1 protein-coding gene and 3 pseudogenes are annotated in these 16,434 nt (G+C 69.2%); all 4 read left to right on the forward strand.

The genetic code is table 11. The annotated features are described in order from the left end of the window. The first annotated feature begins 401 nt into the window (after positions 1 to 401). The 4 genes and pseudogenes from BJF87_RS22585 (at position 402) to BJF87_RS22600 (ending at position 16,422) form a co-directional block, all read left to right on the forward strand. Positions 402 to 14,191 (forward strand): annotated as a pseudogene (locus BJF87_RS22585) (amino acid adenylation domain-containing protein). Then, entirely contained in the window at positions 14,191 to 14,448 is a 258-nt protein-coding gene (locus BJF87_RS22590) for an MbtH family protein (RefSeq protein ID WP_035754988.1), read from the forward strand. Before BJF87_RS22585 ends, BJF87_RS22590 begins: the two are co-directional and overlap by 1 nt. Continuing rightward, a pseudogene (locus BJF87_RS22595) lies at positions 14,426 to 15,651 on the forward strand (ATP-binding cassette domain-containing protein). Before BJF87_RS22590 ends, BJF87_RS22595 begins: the two are co-directional and overlap by 23 nt. After that, a pseudogene (locus BJF87_RS22600) lies at positions 15,641 to 16,422 on the forward strand (ABC transporter permease). Before BJF87_RS22595 ends, BJF87_RS22600 begins: the two co-directional pseudogenes overlap by 11 nt. Positions 16,423 to 16,434: the final 12 nt, after the last annotated feature.

The following is a 16,434-nucleotide window of genomic DNA, read 5'->3' on the forward strand; positions in this document are numbered from 1 at the left end:
AACCCCACAAGTGTAGGGGAACGTGCAGGTGGGAGCCAAATCCGTGCTGCGGACCCCCGTCAGACGGTTGGCAACCACCCGAAGCGGGCAAATCTTTTCCGAACCGGACCCATCTGGCCCGGTGCGCCACACGAAGCACCCATGGGACGAGACCAGCCCGCACTGAGCGATTCAAACCGCGAGCGATCAGTACGGCTTCTCCGTCCGGAGCGCAGGAAGCAGACCTGCGGCCGGCGGGGCACCCGACAAGTGTGACGAGTCCGGGGGGATCTGCTTCGACCCGAGCGTGACCACAGTGTTCACGCCATCGGGGTTCCGACGTCCAGCACGACACGCGCGACCTGGCCTTCTCACGACTTCGGCTCTCGGCTGCCAGGCGCCCGTCCACAGGGGAGGCATGCGTGACCACTGAAGACACGATCCGGCACACCAGACATATCGAGAGCACGTCCGACCCCGACCCCGACCCCACGATTCGGATGACAGCCGCCCAGCGCGGCATCTTCTACGCCCAGCAGCTCGAACCCGATGTGCCGCTGACGATCGACGCGTACATCGAGTTCCGCGGCGACACTTCGGGTTCCGACGGCGCTCCGGTGGACATCGATCCCGAGATCCTCCAGCGCGCGACGACGCTGACCGAGCTGGAGACCGAAGCCTCCATGCTGCGGCTGACCCCGGCGGATGACGCCGAACCGACCCTGACCATCGACCGGTCGCGCCGATTGGTCGTCGGCACACAGGATTTCAGCGACGCCGCGGACCCGCGTGCAGCCGCGCTGGCCTGGATCGACGACCACCGGTCGAAGAGTCCGGACATGTTCTCCGACCCCCTCCTCGACACACATCTCCTCAAAATCGGTCCGGGACATTCGATCTGGTACTGCCGCGGGCATCACATCGGGTACGACGGCTATGCCGCCATGTACCTGATGCTCCGCGTCTCGTCGCACTACACCGCAATCGTCAACGATGCCCCGCCTCCACTGGCAGACACCGCGACGATGGCCGAGATCGCCGCGATGGACGTCGCCTACCGTGCGTCGGAGAAGTTCCTCGCCGATCGCGAGTACTGGTCGCAGCATCTGGCCGATCTGCCCGAGTCGGCCACTCTGACCAGGCGTTCCGGTCCGGCGGCCCCGTTGTCGACGGTCAGATCCGCAGTGCTCGCCGACGACCTGGTCAACCGCATCCGCTCCCTGGTACGGGCCCACCGGGTGCGGCCGGCATCGGTCATCACCGCCGCTGTCGCCGCCTATGTCGCCCGGTTCACCGACCGTGACGAGGCCGTCCTCAGTCTTCCGGTCGCGGCGCGCGACCGGGACATTCTGCGCACCTCTGCGGGCCTCATCTCCAATGTCGTACCCCTACGCGTCGTTCTCGACGACGATGCCACCGTCGCCGATCTGCTGGCCTCGGTGAACGCAGAGATCAAGAACGCCGTGCGGCACCAGAAGTTCCGCCACGAGGACATCGTCGCGGACATCCTGGGGGCCGCCGGGGCGCGCCGCGGGTTCTTCGGACCGCTGGTCAACGTGATGCTGTTCTTCCAGCACATCGACTTCGGGCCCGTGCACGGCGAGCTGAACGTGTTGTCCACCGGCCCGATCGAGGACCTGTCGGTGAACGTCTATGACAGCCTCGACGGCGGCATGAGCGTCGACCTCGAGGCGAATCCGAACATCTACTCCGACGACGAGATCGTCACCCATCACCGCCGACTCGTCGAGTTCCTCGAAGCCCTCGTCACCGCCACGCCCGAGACCACGGTGTCGCATGTCAGCGTGCTGCGCGAGTGTGAAGCCGCGGAGTTGCCCCAGCGCACCACCGGTGCACATGTCGAGCTCGGCGAGCGCACGCTCGTCGACCTGCTGGACGAGGCCGCGGCGGCCCACCCCGAGGCGCCGGTCCTCGTCGCGGCGCACCCACGCGATCCGGCCGAGTCCAGCCCTCTCTCCCACGCCGAGTTCGCCCGACGAACGCGATCACTGGCAGCGGCGCTTCAAGATCGCGGCATCGGAGCGGAAAGCGTTGTTGCCGTCCAGCTCCGACGCGGCCTCGATCAGGTGCTGGCTCTGCACGCCGTCGTCCGGGCGGGCGCGGCCTTCGTCCCGGTCGACCCGGATGAGCCGGCCGACCGTCTCGAGCACATCCTGGCGGTGGCAGCCCCCGATCTGATCATCGGCGAGGCGAGCCTGGCCGAGTTGCGCGCGAACCCCGACCGACGAGACCCGGTGACGGTCGCCGGCCCCGACAACACCGCCTACCTGTTGTTCACCTCCGGCTCCACCGGCAAGCCCAAGGGCGTGGCGATCACCCACCGGGCGATCGTCAACCGGCTCGGATGGATGCAGGCGCGGTATCCCCTCAACGGATCCGACCGCGTACTGCAGAAGACCCCGGCCACCTTCGACGTATCGGTCTGGGAATTCTTCTGGCCGTTCGTCACCGGGGCCGCCCTCGTCGTGCCATCCGCCGACGGACACCGCGACCCCTGGTATCTCCGCGACGTGATCGACGAACACCGCATCACCACGGTGCATTTCGTCCCGTCGATGCTCACCGCGTTCTCGGCGGCCCTCTCCGCCGACGCCGACACCCCTGGCGGTGCACACCGGCGGGCCACGACGACCCTGGGGTCGCTGCGCCAGATCTTCACCAGCGGCGAGGCACTGACGCCGGGCACGGTCGGTGCGACCGCGGCACTCACCTCTGCACCGATCCACAATCTCTACGGCCCCACCGAGGCGGCCATCGACGTCACCCACCACGACGCCTGCCGTGCGGACGTCCCGGTCGTGCCCATCGGCCGACCGGTGTGGAACACCGGCGTCCACGTCCTCGACCACCGCTTGCGTCCGCAGCCGCCCGGCGCGGTCGGCGAGCTGTACCTCGGCGGCGTCCAGCTCGCCCGCGGCTACCGGGCGCGGCCCGACCTCACCGCAGCGCGCTTCATCGCCTCCCCCGACGGAAGCGGCGAACGTCTCTACCGCACCGGCGATCTGGTCCGCATGAACGACGACGGTGAACTGGAGTACCTGGGACGCACCGACTCCCAGGTGAAGATCCGCGGCCAGCGGGTGGAACTCGGCGAGATCGAGTCGGCGCTGGGCTCTCTGCACGGAGTCGCTGCCGCGGGTGTCCTCGTCCGCGACGATCTCGTCGCCGACGGACCCGTCCTCGTCGGCTACGTCAGCGGCGCCGCCGACCTGCACACCCGCGAGCTCCGGACCGAACTGGCATCAGCCCTGCCCGGGCACATGATCCCGACGGTGGTCATGGTGCTCGACGAGCTCCCGACCACCGCGAACGGCAAACTCGACCGCCGGGCGCTCCCCCGGCCGGAACTCCGCACCGACCGCGAGTTCGTCGCCCCGGAAACCGCCCTCGACCGGTTCGTCGTGCGCACCGTCGCCGATGTCCTGGGACTGGACCCCGATCCGACGGGGAGCTCACCGATCTCGTTGCGCGACGACTTCTTCGCGATCGGCGGCTCCTCGCTGTCCGCGACCCGGGTGGCTTCCCGTCTGTCGAAGGCGACCGGCCGGCGCATCGGTATCCGCACGATCTTCGACGCCGAGGACATCGGCGGGATCGTCGACGCACTCACCGAACTGGGTGTCGGAGTCGACGATTCCCCGGGGACCACCTCCCCTCGCACCGGTTCGCCCGTCCTCGCCTACTCACCGGTGCCCCTGTCACCGGCACAGCACCGGCTGTGGCTCGCCACCCGCCTCGATCCGGCCGGCGCGGCCACCTACAACATGCCCTTCACCGTCAGACTCGTCGGCTCCCTCGACACCGACGCCCTGCGGCAGGCCCTCACCGACGTCATCGTCCGCCACGAACCGCTGCGCAGCGTCGTCGTCGAAAAGGCCGGCATCGCCTTCATGTCGCCACGATCGCCGGACACGGTGACCGTCGACCTGCCGGTCCTGCGGACGGAGGACGTGCGCGATCTCCCCGACCGCGAGTTCGCCGCGCAGACCTTCGATCTGGGCGCCGACCTGCCGATCCGTGCGCGACTCGTCCGTACCTCCGACGACGACCACCGTCTCACCGTGGTGGTCCACCACATCGCCGCGGACGGATGGTCACTGGCACCCCTCGCCGGCGACCTGGCGACGGCCTATCGCGCCCGGCGGGAAGGCAACGACCCCGACTGGGCGGCACTGCCCGTCACCTACTCGCAGGTCAGTGCCGATCGCCATGCCTGGCTGTCCGAGAGTGCCGACGCCACCGCCGAACTCGACTTCTGGCGCGCCACACTCGCGGACGCCCCCGGCGAGACCGATCTGCCGCTCGACCGCCCGCGCACCGGCCGTGGTGACGCATCGGGCGCGTCGGTGACCCACACGGTCTCGACCGACACACACCGCGCCATCCGAGAACTGGCCGCCGACACCGGTTCCACCGTGTTCATGGTGTTGCACGCCGCCGTGGCCGCCCTGCTGCGGTCGCTGTCCCGATCGTCGGACGTCGTCGTCGGAACTCCCGTCGCCGGCCGGGGCGACGCCGACCTCGACGGCCTCGTCGGCATGTTCGTCAACACGCTGGCACTGCGCACGAAGGTCGACAAGGACGCCGGTTTCGTCGACCTGCTGACGCATGTGCGCGACGTCGACCTGAACGCCTTCGACAACGCCGGACTGCCCTTCGACCGTCTCGTCACCGAACTGAACCCGGACCGGTCGTCGCATGTCCATCCGTTCTTCCAGGTGTCCCTCGCGCTGGAGGACCGTTCGGCCATCCGCCTCGACTTCGCCGGCCTCGCGGCCACCGCGTCGCGGGTCGACACCGGCCACACCACCTTCGACCTCCAGCTGACCTTCACCGAGGTGCAGGACACCGACGGGGAGCCCGCCGGAATCGGTCTCGAGATCGCTTATACCACCGCACTGTTCGACCGGTCCACGGTCACCGCGCTCTCGTCACGGCTCGACCGCCTGCTCCAGGCGGCCACCGCCCAGCCACGCTCGGCGGTCGGCGACCTCCCGGTCCTCGACCTGCACGAGCGACTCGATCTCGTGCCCGCGGTCGGTGAGGGCCGCCGACCCGTGGAACATCTGACGACGCTGCTGTCCACGGCCGCCGCCTCCTCCCTGAATCGGGTCGCCATCACCGACGGCACCCGGTCGCTGACGTATCGGGATCTCGACGCCGCGTCGAACCGGCTCGCGCGACTGCTGATCGAACGGGGCGCCGGACCCGAACGTCATGTCGCGGTGGCGCTCCCCCGTGGCGTGGACTGGATGATCGCCATGTGGGCGGTGACCCGGTCGGGAGCCGCGTGGGTGCCCGTCGACCCGGCCTACCCGGCGGCGCGTATCGCGCACATGCTCGCCGACTCCGGTTCCTGCCTCCTCCTGACCGACCGGTCCGCCGACCCGCGGCCGGCACTGGCCGACGAATCCTCAAGCAACCCCGGGCATCTCCCGCAGACTCTCGCTCTCGACGACGGTGAGGTCATCGCGGCGGTGCGCCAGAAGTCCGCCGCGCCGGTGTCGTCCGCCGAACGCCCGAGCCCGCTCGACGTCGACCAGCCCGCCTACCTGATCTACACGTCCGGCACCACCGGCACGCCCAAGGGCGTGGTGGTCAGTCATCGCGGTCTCGCGGACTTCGCGGCGCAGCAGGTCACGCAGTACCGGATCACCCCCGACAGCCAGACCATGCACATGGCCTCGCCCAGTTTCGACGCGTCGGTGCTCGAGATCCTGATGGCCATCGCGGCCGGTTCGACGATGCACATCATCCCGCCGGGCATCGTCGGCGGCGCCGAACTGGCCGAGCTGATGCGGGAAGGCCATGTCACCCATGCCTTCCTGACCCCGTCCGTGCTCACCACCATGTCGCCCGACGACGTCCCCGAACTCGAGGCCCTCGTGATCGGCGGCGAGCATCCGAACCCGGCGGTGGTGCGTACGTGGTCGAGCGGGCCACGGTTGTTCAACGCCTACGGCCCGACGGAGACCACGGTCGTCGCCGCCGTGTCGTCGCCGATCGAACCCGACTACCGGACGCTGACCATCGGACGGCCCATCCGTGGTGTCTCCGCGCTCGTGCTCGACGAACGTCTGCAGCCGGTCGCCCCCGGCGCGGTCGGCGAGTTGTACATCGCCGGTGAGCATCTCGCCCGCGGGTATCACGGGGTGCGGCCGCTGACCTCGAAGAGGTTCATCGCCAACCCGTTCGGTGATCCGGGCGAGCGGATGTACCGTACCGGCGACCTGGTGCGTTGGACGTCCGATCACGAGCTCGAGTTCCGTGGTCGCGCCGACCATCAGACCAAGGTCCGCGGCCACCGTGTCGAACTCGGCGAGATCGACGCCGTGCTCGTCGCCGACGCCGCGGTGCGTGCGGCGGTCACGACCACCCACGGCGAGGGCGACCGCGCTCATCTCGTCTCGTATGTGACGATGACGAACGGGACCTCCGACACGGCGTCCGACGTGCGTGAGCGTTTGTCGGATCGCCTTCCGCGGCACATGATCCCGTCGACGATCGTCGAACTCGACGAGATCCCGACGACACCGATCGGCAAGGTCGACCTGCGCGCGCTGCCCGCACCGGAGACCCTGCCGGCGAACACCGGCGTCGTGTACGTCGCACCGATCACACCGATCGAGCAGACGGTGGCCGACCTCGTCACCGAACGCCTCGACCTCGAACCCGGTACCGTCGGCCGTCACCACGACTTCTTCGACCTCGGCGGGAACTCGCTGCTGGCGACCCAGATCGTCGGCGCGCTCGAGCACCTGACCGGACACCGGATACCGGTACGTGAGGTCTTCGACAATTCGACCGTCGCCGCCATCGCGCGGCTCGTGCCCGGGCGGGAGACCGGCCGGCCGGACACAGACGAGACGCGTATCCCCCGTCTCGTGCACGACCCCGACGCGCCCGTCGAGCCCGGCCCGGCCCAGCAGCAGCTCTGGTTCCTCAACCAGCTCGCCATCGGCGAGGTCGCTGATGGAGATGGCTCGGCGACAGCCGGTTACGCCATCGCGTTCGCGCTCGACCTCCGGGGCCGGCTCGACGTCGACGCGCTCGCCACCGCGATCCGGCGGACCGTCGACCGTCACGTGATGCTGCGAACCGTCTATCCCGATCTCGACGGCAGGCCTGTTCTCGACGTGTGCCCCGCCGACGCGGTCACTCTCGACCTCGCGGTCACCGACACCACCGAGGCGCAGTGGCCGGACCTGGCCCGTGCTCTCGCCGGCCGCCCGTTCGACCTGACCGCCGACCTCCCGCTGCGGACCGCGTTGCACCGGATCGACGGCGACGCCATGCACCACCGGCTGTCGATCGTCATCCACCACATCGCCGCCGACGGATGGTCGATGATCCCGCTTCACCGCGACATCACCCGCACCTACGCCGAACTCGGTCGCGGTGACGCGACCGGTACCGACCGACCCGACACCGCGATCGACTACCTCGACTACCTGCGGTGGCAGGCCGAGAACCTCGCCGATCACGGTGAGCTCGCGGAATGGTGGCGGCGCGAACTCGACGGGGTCGACGCGGGGCCCATCCTGATCCCCGATGCCCCGACCGGACAGACGCGACGTGCCGAGGTCGTCGAGGTCGAGTTCGGCGCCGAGATCCGTCGCCGGCTGATGGCCGTCTCCCCGGGCCGCGCAACCGAATTCATGAGTGTGCACGCGCTGTTCGCGGCGCTGCTCCACCGTCTGCACGCCGATCCGGCCACCCATGTCGGCGGCGCGGCCTCCGACATCGTCATCGGCACTCCGGTCGCCGGGCGCAACGACCCCCGTCTCGCCGACGTCGTCGGGATGTTCGTGAACTCGGTGGTCCTGAGGACACCGGTGGACGGTCGCGAGAGCTTCACGGCGCTGCTCGACTCCGTTCGACACCGTGACCTCGAGGCGCTGTCGCAGTCCGACATGCCGTTCGAGCGGATTGTCTCGATGGTCAATCCGCCTCGTACCGGCCGGCATCCGATCTTCCAGATCGCGCTCGCCTTCGACGCCCAGACGAGCGACGCCTCCACCGGCATCGGGACATCCGGTCCGCTCGACGGCGACTCCGGGATCTCCGACCTCCGCATCGACGCCGACGAGATCGACACCGGCGTGGCCCGTTTCGATCTCGAGCTCCGCATCCGGGACGGGCGTGCGCGGTTCACCTATGCCACCGACGTCCACACCCGCGGTCGCGTCGAGGCCCTGGCCCGGATGTTCGCCGAACTCGCCGACGCCGCGACGGCACATCCCGACGTCCCCCTCGACGATCTCCCCTTGGCGACGACGGCGATCGCGGCCCGGCAACCCAACGCCGAGCCCACGATCACGCCGCGTCACCTCGCCGACATCATCACGGCCACCGCACGCCGGTGTCCCGACCAGGTGGCCGTCGAGGACTCCGATCGCAGTCTGACCTACGCCGAGATCGACGAGATCTCGACGATCTGGGCGCACAATCTGCAGGCCTTCGAGGTGGGCACCGACGACGTCGTCGCCGTCGCACTCGATCGCAGCATCGAGTCGGTGATCGCGACCTGGGCGATCGCCAAGAGCGGGGCCGCGATCCTCCCCGTCGACACCCGATACCCCGCCGACCGGATCGCCCACATGATCGCCGACTCCGGGGCGAGGCTGGGCATCACGACCGCGGACCGGTTCGCGGATGTGCCGCAGGAGATCTGGTGGGCCTCCCCCGGCATGTTGGCTGTCCCGTGGGAGCACCCGACCCCGGATGCCGACTCGCTCGCGGGTCCGCGCCACGTCGACTCGCTCGCCTATGTGGTCTACACCTCCGGGTCCACCGGAAAACCCAAGGGCGTCAGCGTGACCCACCGCGGCCTGGCTGCATTCGGTGCAGCGCAACGCGATCGCTACCGGGTGGCGCCCGGAGACCGCACGCTGCACTTCGCCTCCCCCGCCTTCGACGCCGCGATGCTCGAGTTCCTCCTGGCGTTCGAGGTCGGCGCGACGATGGTGATCGTCCCGTCGACGATCTACGGCGGCGACGAACTCGTCGACTTCCTCGACGACCACGCGGTCACCCACGCGTTCATCACCCCGGCTGCGCTGGCCACCGCCGCGCCGCATCCACTCCCTGCGCTGCGCACACTCGGTGTCGGAGGCGAGGCCTCCACGCCGGAGCTGGTGGCGCGCTGGGGAGCCGACCGCAGCTACATCAACTCCTACGGCCCGACCGAGACCACGATCGTCGCCGTCATGTCGGAGCCGCTCCGTCCGGGAACGCCGATCACCATCGGCACCCCGGTCGTCGACTGCACCGCACTGGTCCTCGACCATCGCCTGCGCCCGGTGCCCGATCACGTCCCCGGTGAGCTGTACATCAGCGGCCCCGGGGTCGCCCGTGGCTATCTCGACCGGCGCGGCCCGACCGCCGCCCGTTTCGTCGCCCGACCCGACGGCTCCGGCACCGTCATGTACCGCACCGGTGACATCGTCCGGCGCGACGCCGACGGATCGCTGATCTACCACGGCCGCAGCGACAACCAGGTCAAGGTGCGCGGTTTCCGTATCGAACTCGACGAGGTCACCGCCGCGCTCGGAGCAGCCGAGGGTGTCGACTTCGCGACGACGATCGTCCGCGGGCAGGGGGCCGACTCCGTGCTCGTCGGGTACGTCACCCTCACCGACCCGGCCGACGCGCCGGACATCGCAGCCATACTCGACACCGTCAGGCAGCGACTCCCGCGTCACATGGTCCCGTCCGCGATCGTCGTGCTCGACTCGATCCCGTTGACCCGCAACGGAAAACTCGATCATCGCGCTCTCCCCGATCCCGCCACGACAGCACTGTCGTCGACGGGACGGGCTCCGCGTTCTCTCGCCGAGACCACGCTGACGCACATCCTCGCCGACGTTCTCGATCTCCGTCCCGACGAGGTCGGCGCCACTGACGACTTCTTCCTCCTCGGTGGCACGTCGCTGCAGGCGACCACCCTTGTCAGCCGGATCAACCGGGTCCACGTCGGCGAACGGCTCCGGGTCCGCGACGTCTTCGACCATCCGACACCCGAATCGCTGGCGCCGCTGCTCACGCTCCCGGAGGGTTGGAACGTAAGTGCACCGGCCGCGGCCGACGCCGGTTCATCCGACGCATCCGAACGCATTCCGGTCCGACCCGAGCGGTTCCCGCTGGCGCCCGTCCAGCGCCGGCTCCACTCGATGGCCACCGCGAACCCGGAGTCCACCGAGTACCTGATGCCTTTCGTGCTGCACCTCCGCGGAGAACTCGACGTGCCGGCCCTGCGCGGCGCACTCGTCGACATCGTGGCCCGGCACACGAGCCTGCGCACGGTCTTCGAACCCGGCGAGCACGGCCCCATGGGTCGCGTGCTCGACGACCCGGAGGCAGTGGTGGGGGACCTCACCGTGCAGCGGACGACCGACGTCGCCGCCGAGATCGCCCGGCACGCAACCCGGCCCATGAATCTCGCCCGACACGCGCCGATCACCGCAGCACTCGTCTCGGACAGCGCGGCCGCGAGTGCGGAGACCGAACATGTACTCGTTCTCGTCCTGCATCACATCGCGGCCGACGGCGCGTCGCTGCCGATCCTCGTGGCCGACCTCACCCGTGCCTACGGCGAACGTCGACGCGGCCGTACCGAGAACTGGCCCCCGGCCGACGTCGACTACCGCGACCACGCGGTCGAGAGTGCCGACGCCGAGAGCCTCGCCCACGACCTCCGCTTCTGGGAGGAGACCCTCGCCGATGCCCCGGCGGAGACCACCGTCGCGCCGCCGACGGATGACGCACAGCCATCCGAGTCCGGAGCGGGCTCGGTGAGTCTCGGGCTTCCGGCACACACGCGAGCGGGCCTGGTCGCCTTCGCCCGTGAGCAGTCGACCACGCCGTTCTCGGTGCTGCACACGGCGCTGGCGATCCTGCTGCACCGGCTCGGCCTCGGCAACGATCTGGTCGTCGGCAGCCCGGTCGCGAATCGCATCGGCCACGACACCGACCACGACTACAGCGGTGTGGTGGGCATGTTCGTCAACGTCGTGCCGCTGCGGACGCGTCTGGCGGCGGCCGACACGGTCGCCGGACTCGTCCGCCGGGTTCGCGACGCCGACGTCGACGCACTCGACCACCGCGGCCTGCCGTTCGACGACATCGTCGCGTCGCTGAACCCGCCGCGCACCCCCGGACGGCATCCGCTGTTCCAGGTCGCGCTGTCGGTCCACGACTACACGGCCGGGAACACCGGGGTTCCGGCCGACGGCCTGCCGGCGGCGACCATCGAGATGGATGCCGGACTCCGCGCATCGATCGCCGAATTCGATTCCCCGGAAGCGAAATTCGACCTTCAGTTCACGATCACCGGCATACGCGACGGCGACGCCGCCCTCCAGGTCACCTACGACACCGCTCGATATCGCCGACAGGATGCCGAACTCCTGGCCACGCGCCTGATGCGGGTCGTACGCGGCATGCTGGGTGACCCGGGCCGCCCGATCGGTGACATCCGGATCACCGACCCGCTCGAGATCGCCGAGCGCACACCATCACTCGGACGTCCGGCGCAGATGCCGACCACGCTCGACCGGTTGTTCGCGCAGGCCGTGCAACGCAACCCCGATGGTGTGGCGGCGATGGCGGGCTCGCCGGAGTCACCCGAAACCATCACCTACGCAGAGCTCGACGCCCGTTCGAACCGGTTGGCCCGCGTCCTGCTGGGTCGCGGCGTCGGCGCCGCGGACGCCGAACACGTAGTCGCAATGGCCGTGCAGCGGTCGATCGAGTCCCTCGTGGCGATCTGGGCCATCGTGAAGACCGGCGCGGCCTATGTGCCGATCGACCCCACCTATCCCGCCGACCGGATCGCCCATATGCTCGGCGACAGTGGTGCACGGCTCGTCGTGACGACCGCGGCGGCCGGCGAATCCATCGCCGCCGGGATGGCCGGGGATCCGACACCGCTGCTGGTTCTCGACGACGCGTCGACGATGACCCGGCTGCAGCACTCGTCACCCTCGCCGATCACCGATTCCGAACGCGGCTCGACGATCCGGCCCGATCAGCTCGCCTACATCATCTACACGTCCGGTTCGACCGGACGACCCAAGGGTGTGCTCGTGCCGCATTCCGGGCTGCGTCCGGTGCACGACGAACTCGCCCACCGGATGGCCCCGGGTCCGATGTCGCGGGTGCTGCACTTCGCGTCGCCCAGCTTCGATGCGTCGGTCCTGGAAATGCTGCTCGCCCTTGCCGGTTCGGCGCCGTTGGTCATCGTCGGTCCGCAGGTCTACGGCGGTGAGGCCCTCAGCGACGTCATCGACTCTGCGCAGGTCACCCATGCGTTCATCACGCCCGCGGCCGTGGCGAGCATGTCGCCGGCCGCGGTGCCCTCGTTGCGGGCGCTCGCCGTCGGCGGTGAGGACTACGGCGCCGACCTGGTCCGGCGCTGGGCTCCCGGACGCACCCTGATCAACGTGTACGGTCCGACCGAGACCACGATCATCATCACCGGCAGCGAATCCCTCACGCCCAACCGTCAATTGACGATCGGCAGGCCGAACAACGGAGTGGGCGCGCTCGTCCTCGACGAGCGTCTCCATCCGGTCCCGGCCGGGGTGGTCGGCGAGCTCTACCTCATGGGACCGCAGATCACGCGTGGTTACCATCGCCGGCCGGGCCTGACCTCGACCCGTTTCGTGCCGGCACCGATGGTCACCGGCCCGCGCTTCGCCGGGCGTCGGATGTACCGCACCGGCGACCTGGTCCGCTGGACCGAGGACGGGCGACTGGTCTATGTGGGCCGCGGCGACACCCAGGTGCAGGTCCGCGGCTTCCGGATCGAGCTCGGCGAGATCGACGACGCCCTGACGACCGAGCCGGATGTCGACTTCGCGGTGACCCTCGTCGACGGGACCGGTGCGGCGGCGACGCTGCGGAGCTACGTCACCGCGACCGACGGAGCCGCCCCGGAACCCGCCGATCTCCGACGCCGCGTGAGTCGCCGGCTCCCCCGGCACATGGTGCCGACCTCGGTGACGCTGCTCGACTCCATCCCGCTGACCCCCACCGGCAAGCTCGACCGCAAGGCGCTGCCCGCACCCACCGATGACGCCACCCGTCGGGCACCAACCCCGGGTGGGGAGACGACGATCGCGCAGGTCTTCGCCGAGGTCCTGGAAGTCGCCCCGGACACGATCGGGGCCGACGACGGCTTCTTCGACCTCGGGGGCAATTCCCTGCTGGCCACCGCCGTCACCGCACGCCTGACCGAACGGACCGGCCGCCAGGTGTCCGCGCAGTCACTGTTCGGCGCGCCGAGCCCGGCGGAACTCGCTGCGGCACTGGGGATCGACGGGGCGGCGCCGACCGATCCGTCGGAACTGTCCGGCACTGCGGGGCTGGACGTGCTCCTGCCGCTGCGTCGGCAACGCGGTGACACCACGGAGAATCCCGGCGAGCCACCTCTGTTCGTCGTCCATCCGGCGATCGGGCTGTCCTGGAGCTTCACCTCGCTCCTGCCCCACCTGCCCGCCGGCCGGGCGTTGTACGGACTGCAGCATCCGGCACTGTCCGGGAAGCGCTGCCCACGCTCGATCGGCGACCTCGCCGCGGAATACGTGGCGCAGATCCGGACCGTCTCACCGGAGGGTCCGTACCACCTCGTCGGGTGGTCGCTCGGCGGACTGATCGCGCACGAGATGGCGGTTCAGCTGCGCGAGGCCGGCGACGAGGTCGCCCGGCTCGTCGTGCTCGACAGTTACGTCATCTCCGAGCGGCCGGACCTCGACGCGGAGGCGTCGATCACCGACCTGATGCGCGAGTTCGGTCTCAACATCGACAGCGAAGAGTTCTCCGGCACAGACGAACTCACGGTAGCCGATGCCCACCGCATCATCTCCTCGGTGGGCGGAGCGCTCGGTGGTCTCACGCGGGAGACCCTGGCACGGTCCACGAGGTGTTCCGCCACGCCTCACCGCTGGCGGAGAGGTGGCGGCCGCGTGTCTACGACGGGGACCTGACCTTCGTCACCGCCACCGTCGACCCCCAGCCCGGCGCGCCCGCCGTCGAGGCCTGGTACTCGAAGGTGACCGGACGGGTCGTCGAGATCGAGTCGCACAGCACGCACGCACGAATGATGTTGCCCGAGCACGTGTCCGACTGGGTACATGCCATTGGTGTATCGCCGGGAGAACCGGCGTCCGCCACACGACAGGAGAAGTGATGACCAATCCCTTCGACGACACCGACGGAGTCTTCCGGGTGCTCGTCAACCACGAGAACCAACACTCGCTGTGGCCGGAGTTCGCACCCGTGCCTGACGGCTGGCGGACCGTCTTCGGCCCGTCCGGTCACGACGAATGCCTCGAGTACGTCGAACAGAACTGGCGAGACATGCGGCCCGCCAGCCTGATCCGGACGATGGAAAGTGCACAGGACAAGGGAAGCGAGGTCACCCGTGGGGCGACACAGTATCGCTGACAACACCCCTGACCGTGGGGCGTCACCGTATGCGCTGGAGCTCCGCGGGCTGCAGAAGACCTTCCGCACCGGATTGTTCGGCCGCGGCCCGCGGGTCCACGCCCTGAACGGCCTGGATCTCTCGGTCCCCACCGGAACCGTGCACGCGCTCCTCGGCCCCAACGGCGCGGGCAAGACGACCACGGTCCGCGCGGTGGCGACGCTGATGACCCCCGACGAGGGCTCGGTCATCGTTGACGGCATCGATGCCATCGCCGATCCCGGCGCGGTCCGGAAGATCGTCGGGGTGTCCGGCCAGTACGCCGCCGTGGACGGGAACCTGACCGGTTTCGAGAATCTGCGCATGGTCGGTCAGTTGTACGGGCAACCACGTGCGGTGGCATCGGAACGTGCCCGCGAACTGATCGCGGAGCTGAACCTCGCGGATGCCGCGGACCGACCGATGCGGACCTACTCGGGCGGGATGCGGCGTCGCCTTGATCTCGCCGGCGCCTCATCAATCGCCCCTCACTGGTGATCCTCGACGAACCGACGACCGGACTCGACCCGCGCGGCCGACGCCAGATGTGGGAGGTCATCGCCGAGCAGGTCAGCTCGGGCGCGACGGTCCTGCTGACGACGCAGTACCTCGAGGAGGCCGACGCCCTCGCCGACGAGATCACCGTCATCGACCACGGCACGATCCGGGCCCAGGGAAGCGCAGCGGAGCTGAAGTCCGCCACCGGTGGATCAATACTCACCGTCGAAGTCGTTGTCCCCCATACGGACGACGCGGACGCGCGGGTCTCGGCATCCCTCACCGACATCGGCGTCGGACCGGCAGAACGCCTCGAATCGGGCGCGGACGGTGACATCGGCATCGATTCCGTGCGCTGGTCCGTTCCCGTCGACGACGGCACCCGCAGTGCGGTCGCCGCGGTCCGGGCGCTGTCCACGGCCGGCATCGTGGTCGTCGACGCATCCGTCTCGACACCCACGCTCGACGATGTCTTCCTGACACTCACCGATCGGGGGCATACCGAACCTCCAACTGTCGACCAGATCACCGACGCACCAACAGATTCGTACCTCACGGTCGCCGAACCGGACATAGATGGCAAGGCAGTCGACGGTCTTGCCGGACCTGTCATCGGAACAGACGACACCGACGCGGACGTAACCGACATTCCGCCCAGCCGATCGGAGCGAGCCCGTGTTCACTGACACCGCAGTACTGGTCGAACGAAATCTACTGACCGTCAAACGTATACCGACACTTCTCATCAGCGCGACGATCCAGCCGCTGATGTTCGTCTTCCTCTTCGCCTATGTCTTCGGCGCGACCTTCGGCGGTAGCTCGTACCGCGAGTTCCTGATGGCGGGGATCTTCACGCAGACCGTCGTGTTCAATGCCGCTTTCACCACTGTCGGCCTGGCGAACGACACCTCGGACGGGATCATCGACCGCCTCCGCTCACTGCCGATGACCCGACTGGGCGTCATCAGCGGCCGGGTCACCTCGGACATGCTCCTGGGCGCCGTCGGACTGGCGGTGATGGTCGCCTGCGGACTGGCCATCGGTTGGCGGATCTACGGCAGCGCCGCCGACGCCGCAATCGCCTTCGGCATCATCGGACTCTTCGCCATCGCGATGGCTGGGTCGGTGCCGTGAGCGGCCTGGCGGCGCCGAATGTCGAAGCGGCACAGAGCATAGGCTTTCTCTGGATGTTCCCGGTGACATTCCTGTCGAGCGCGTTCATCTCCGCGCAGAGCCTCCCCGGACCCCTGCGGACCATCGCGGAATGGAACCCGGTGACCGCCGTCGCGACCGCCTGCCGTCAGCTGTTCGGGAACGAGGCACCACCGATGTTCCCGACCGCGACCGGGTGGGTCGCCGACCATGCCGTGGGGTATGCGGTGGGCTCGTCGTTGGTCATCCTGGCCGTGTGCGTCCCTGTGTCCCTTGTCCTTTACCGAAGGTCAGCAAACCGGTGATCGCGGATCGCC

The organism is Gordonia sp. CNJ-863, assembly GCF_001942325.1.
Taxonomy (GTDB): Bacteria; Actinomycetota; Actinomycetes; order Mycobacteriales; family Mycobacteriaceae; genus Gordonia; species Gordonia alkanivorans.

Bases quoted from the DNA above. Each gene is read 5' to 3' on its own strand.
- BJF87_RS22590 (WP_035754988.1), top strand. From the start codon at position 14,191: ATGACCAATCCCTTCGACGACACCGACGGAGTCTTCCGGGTGCTCGTC.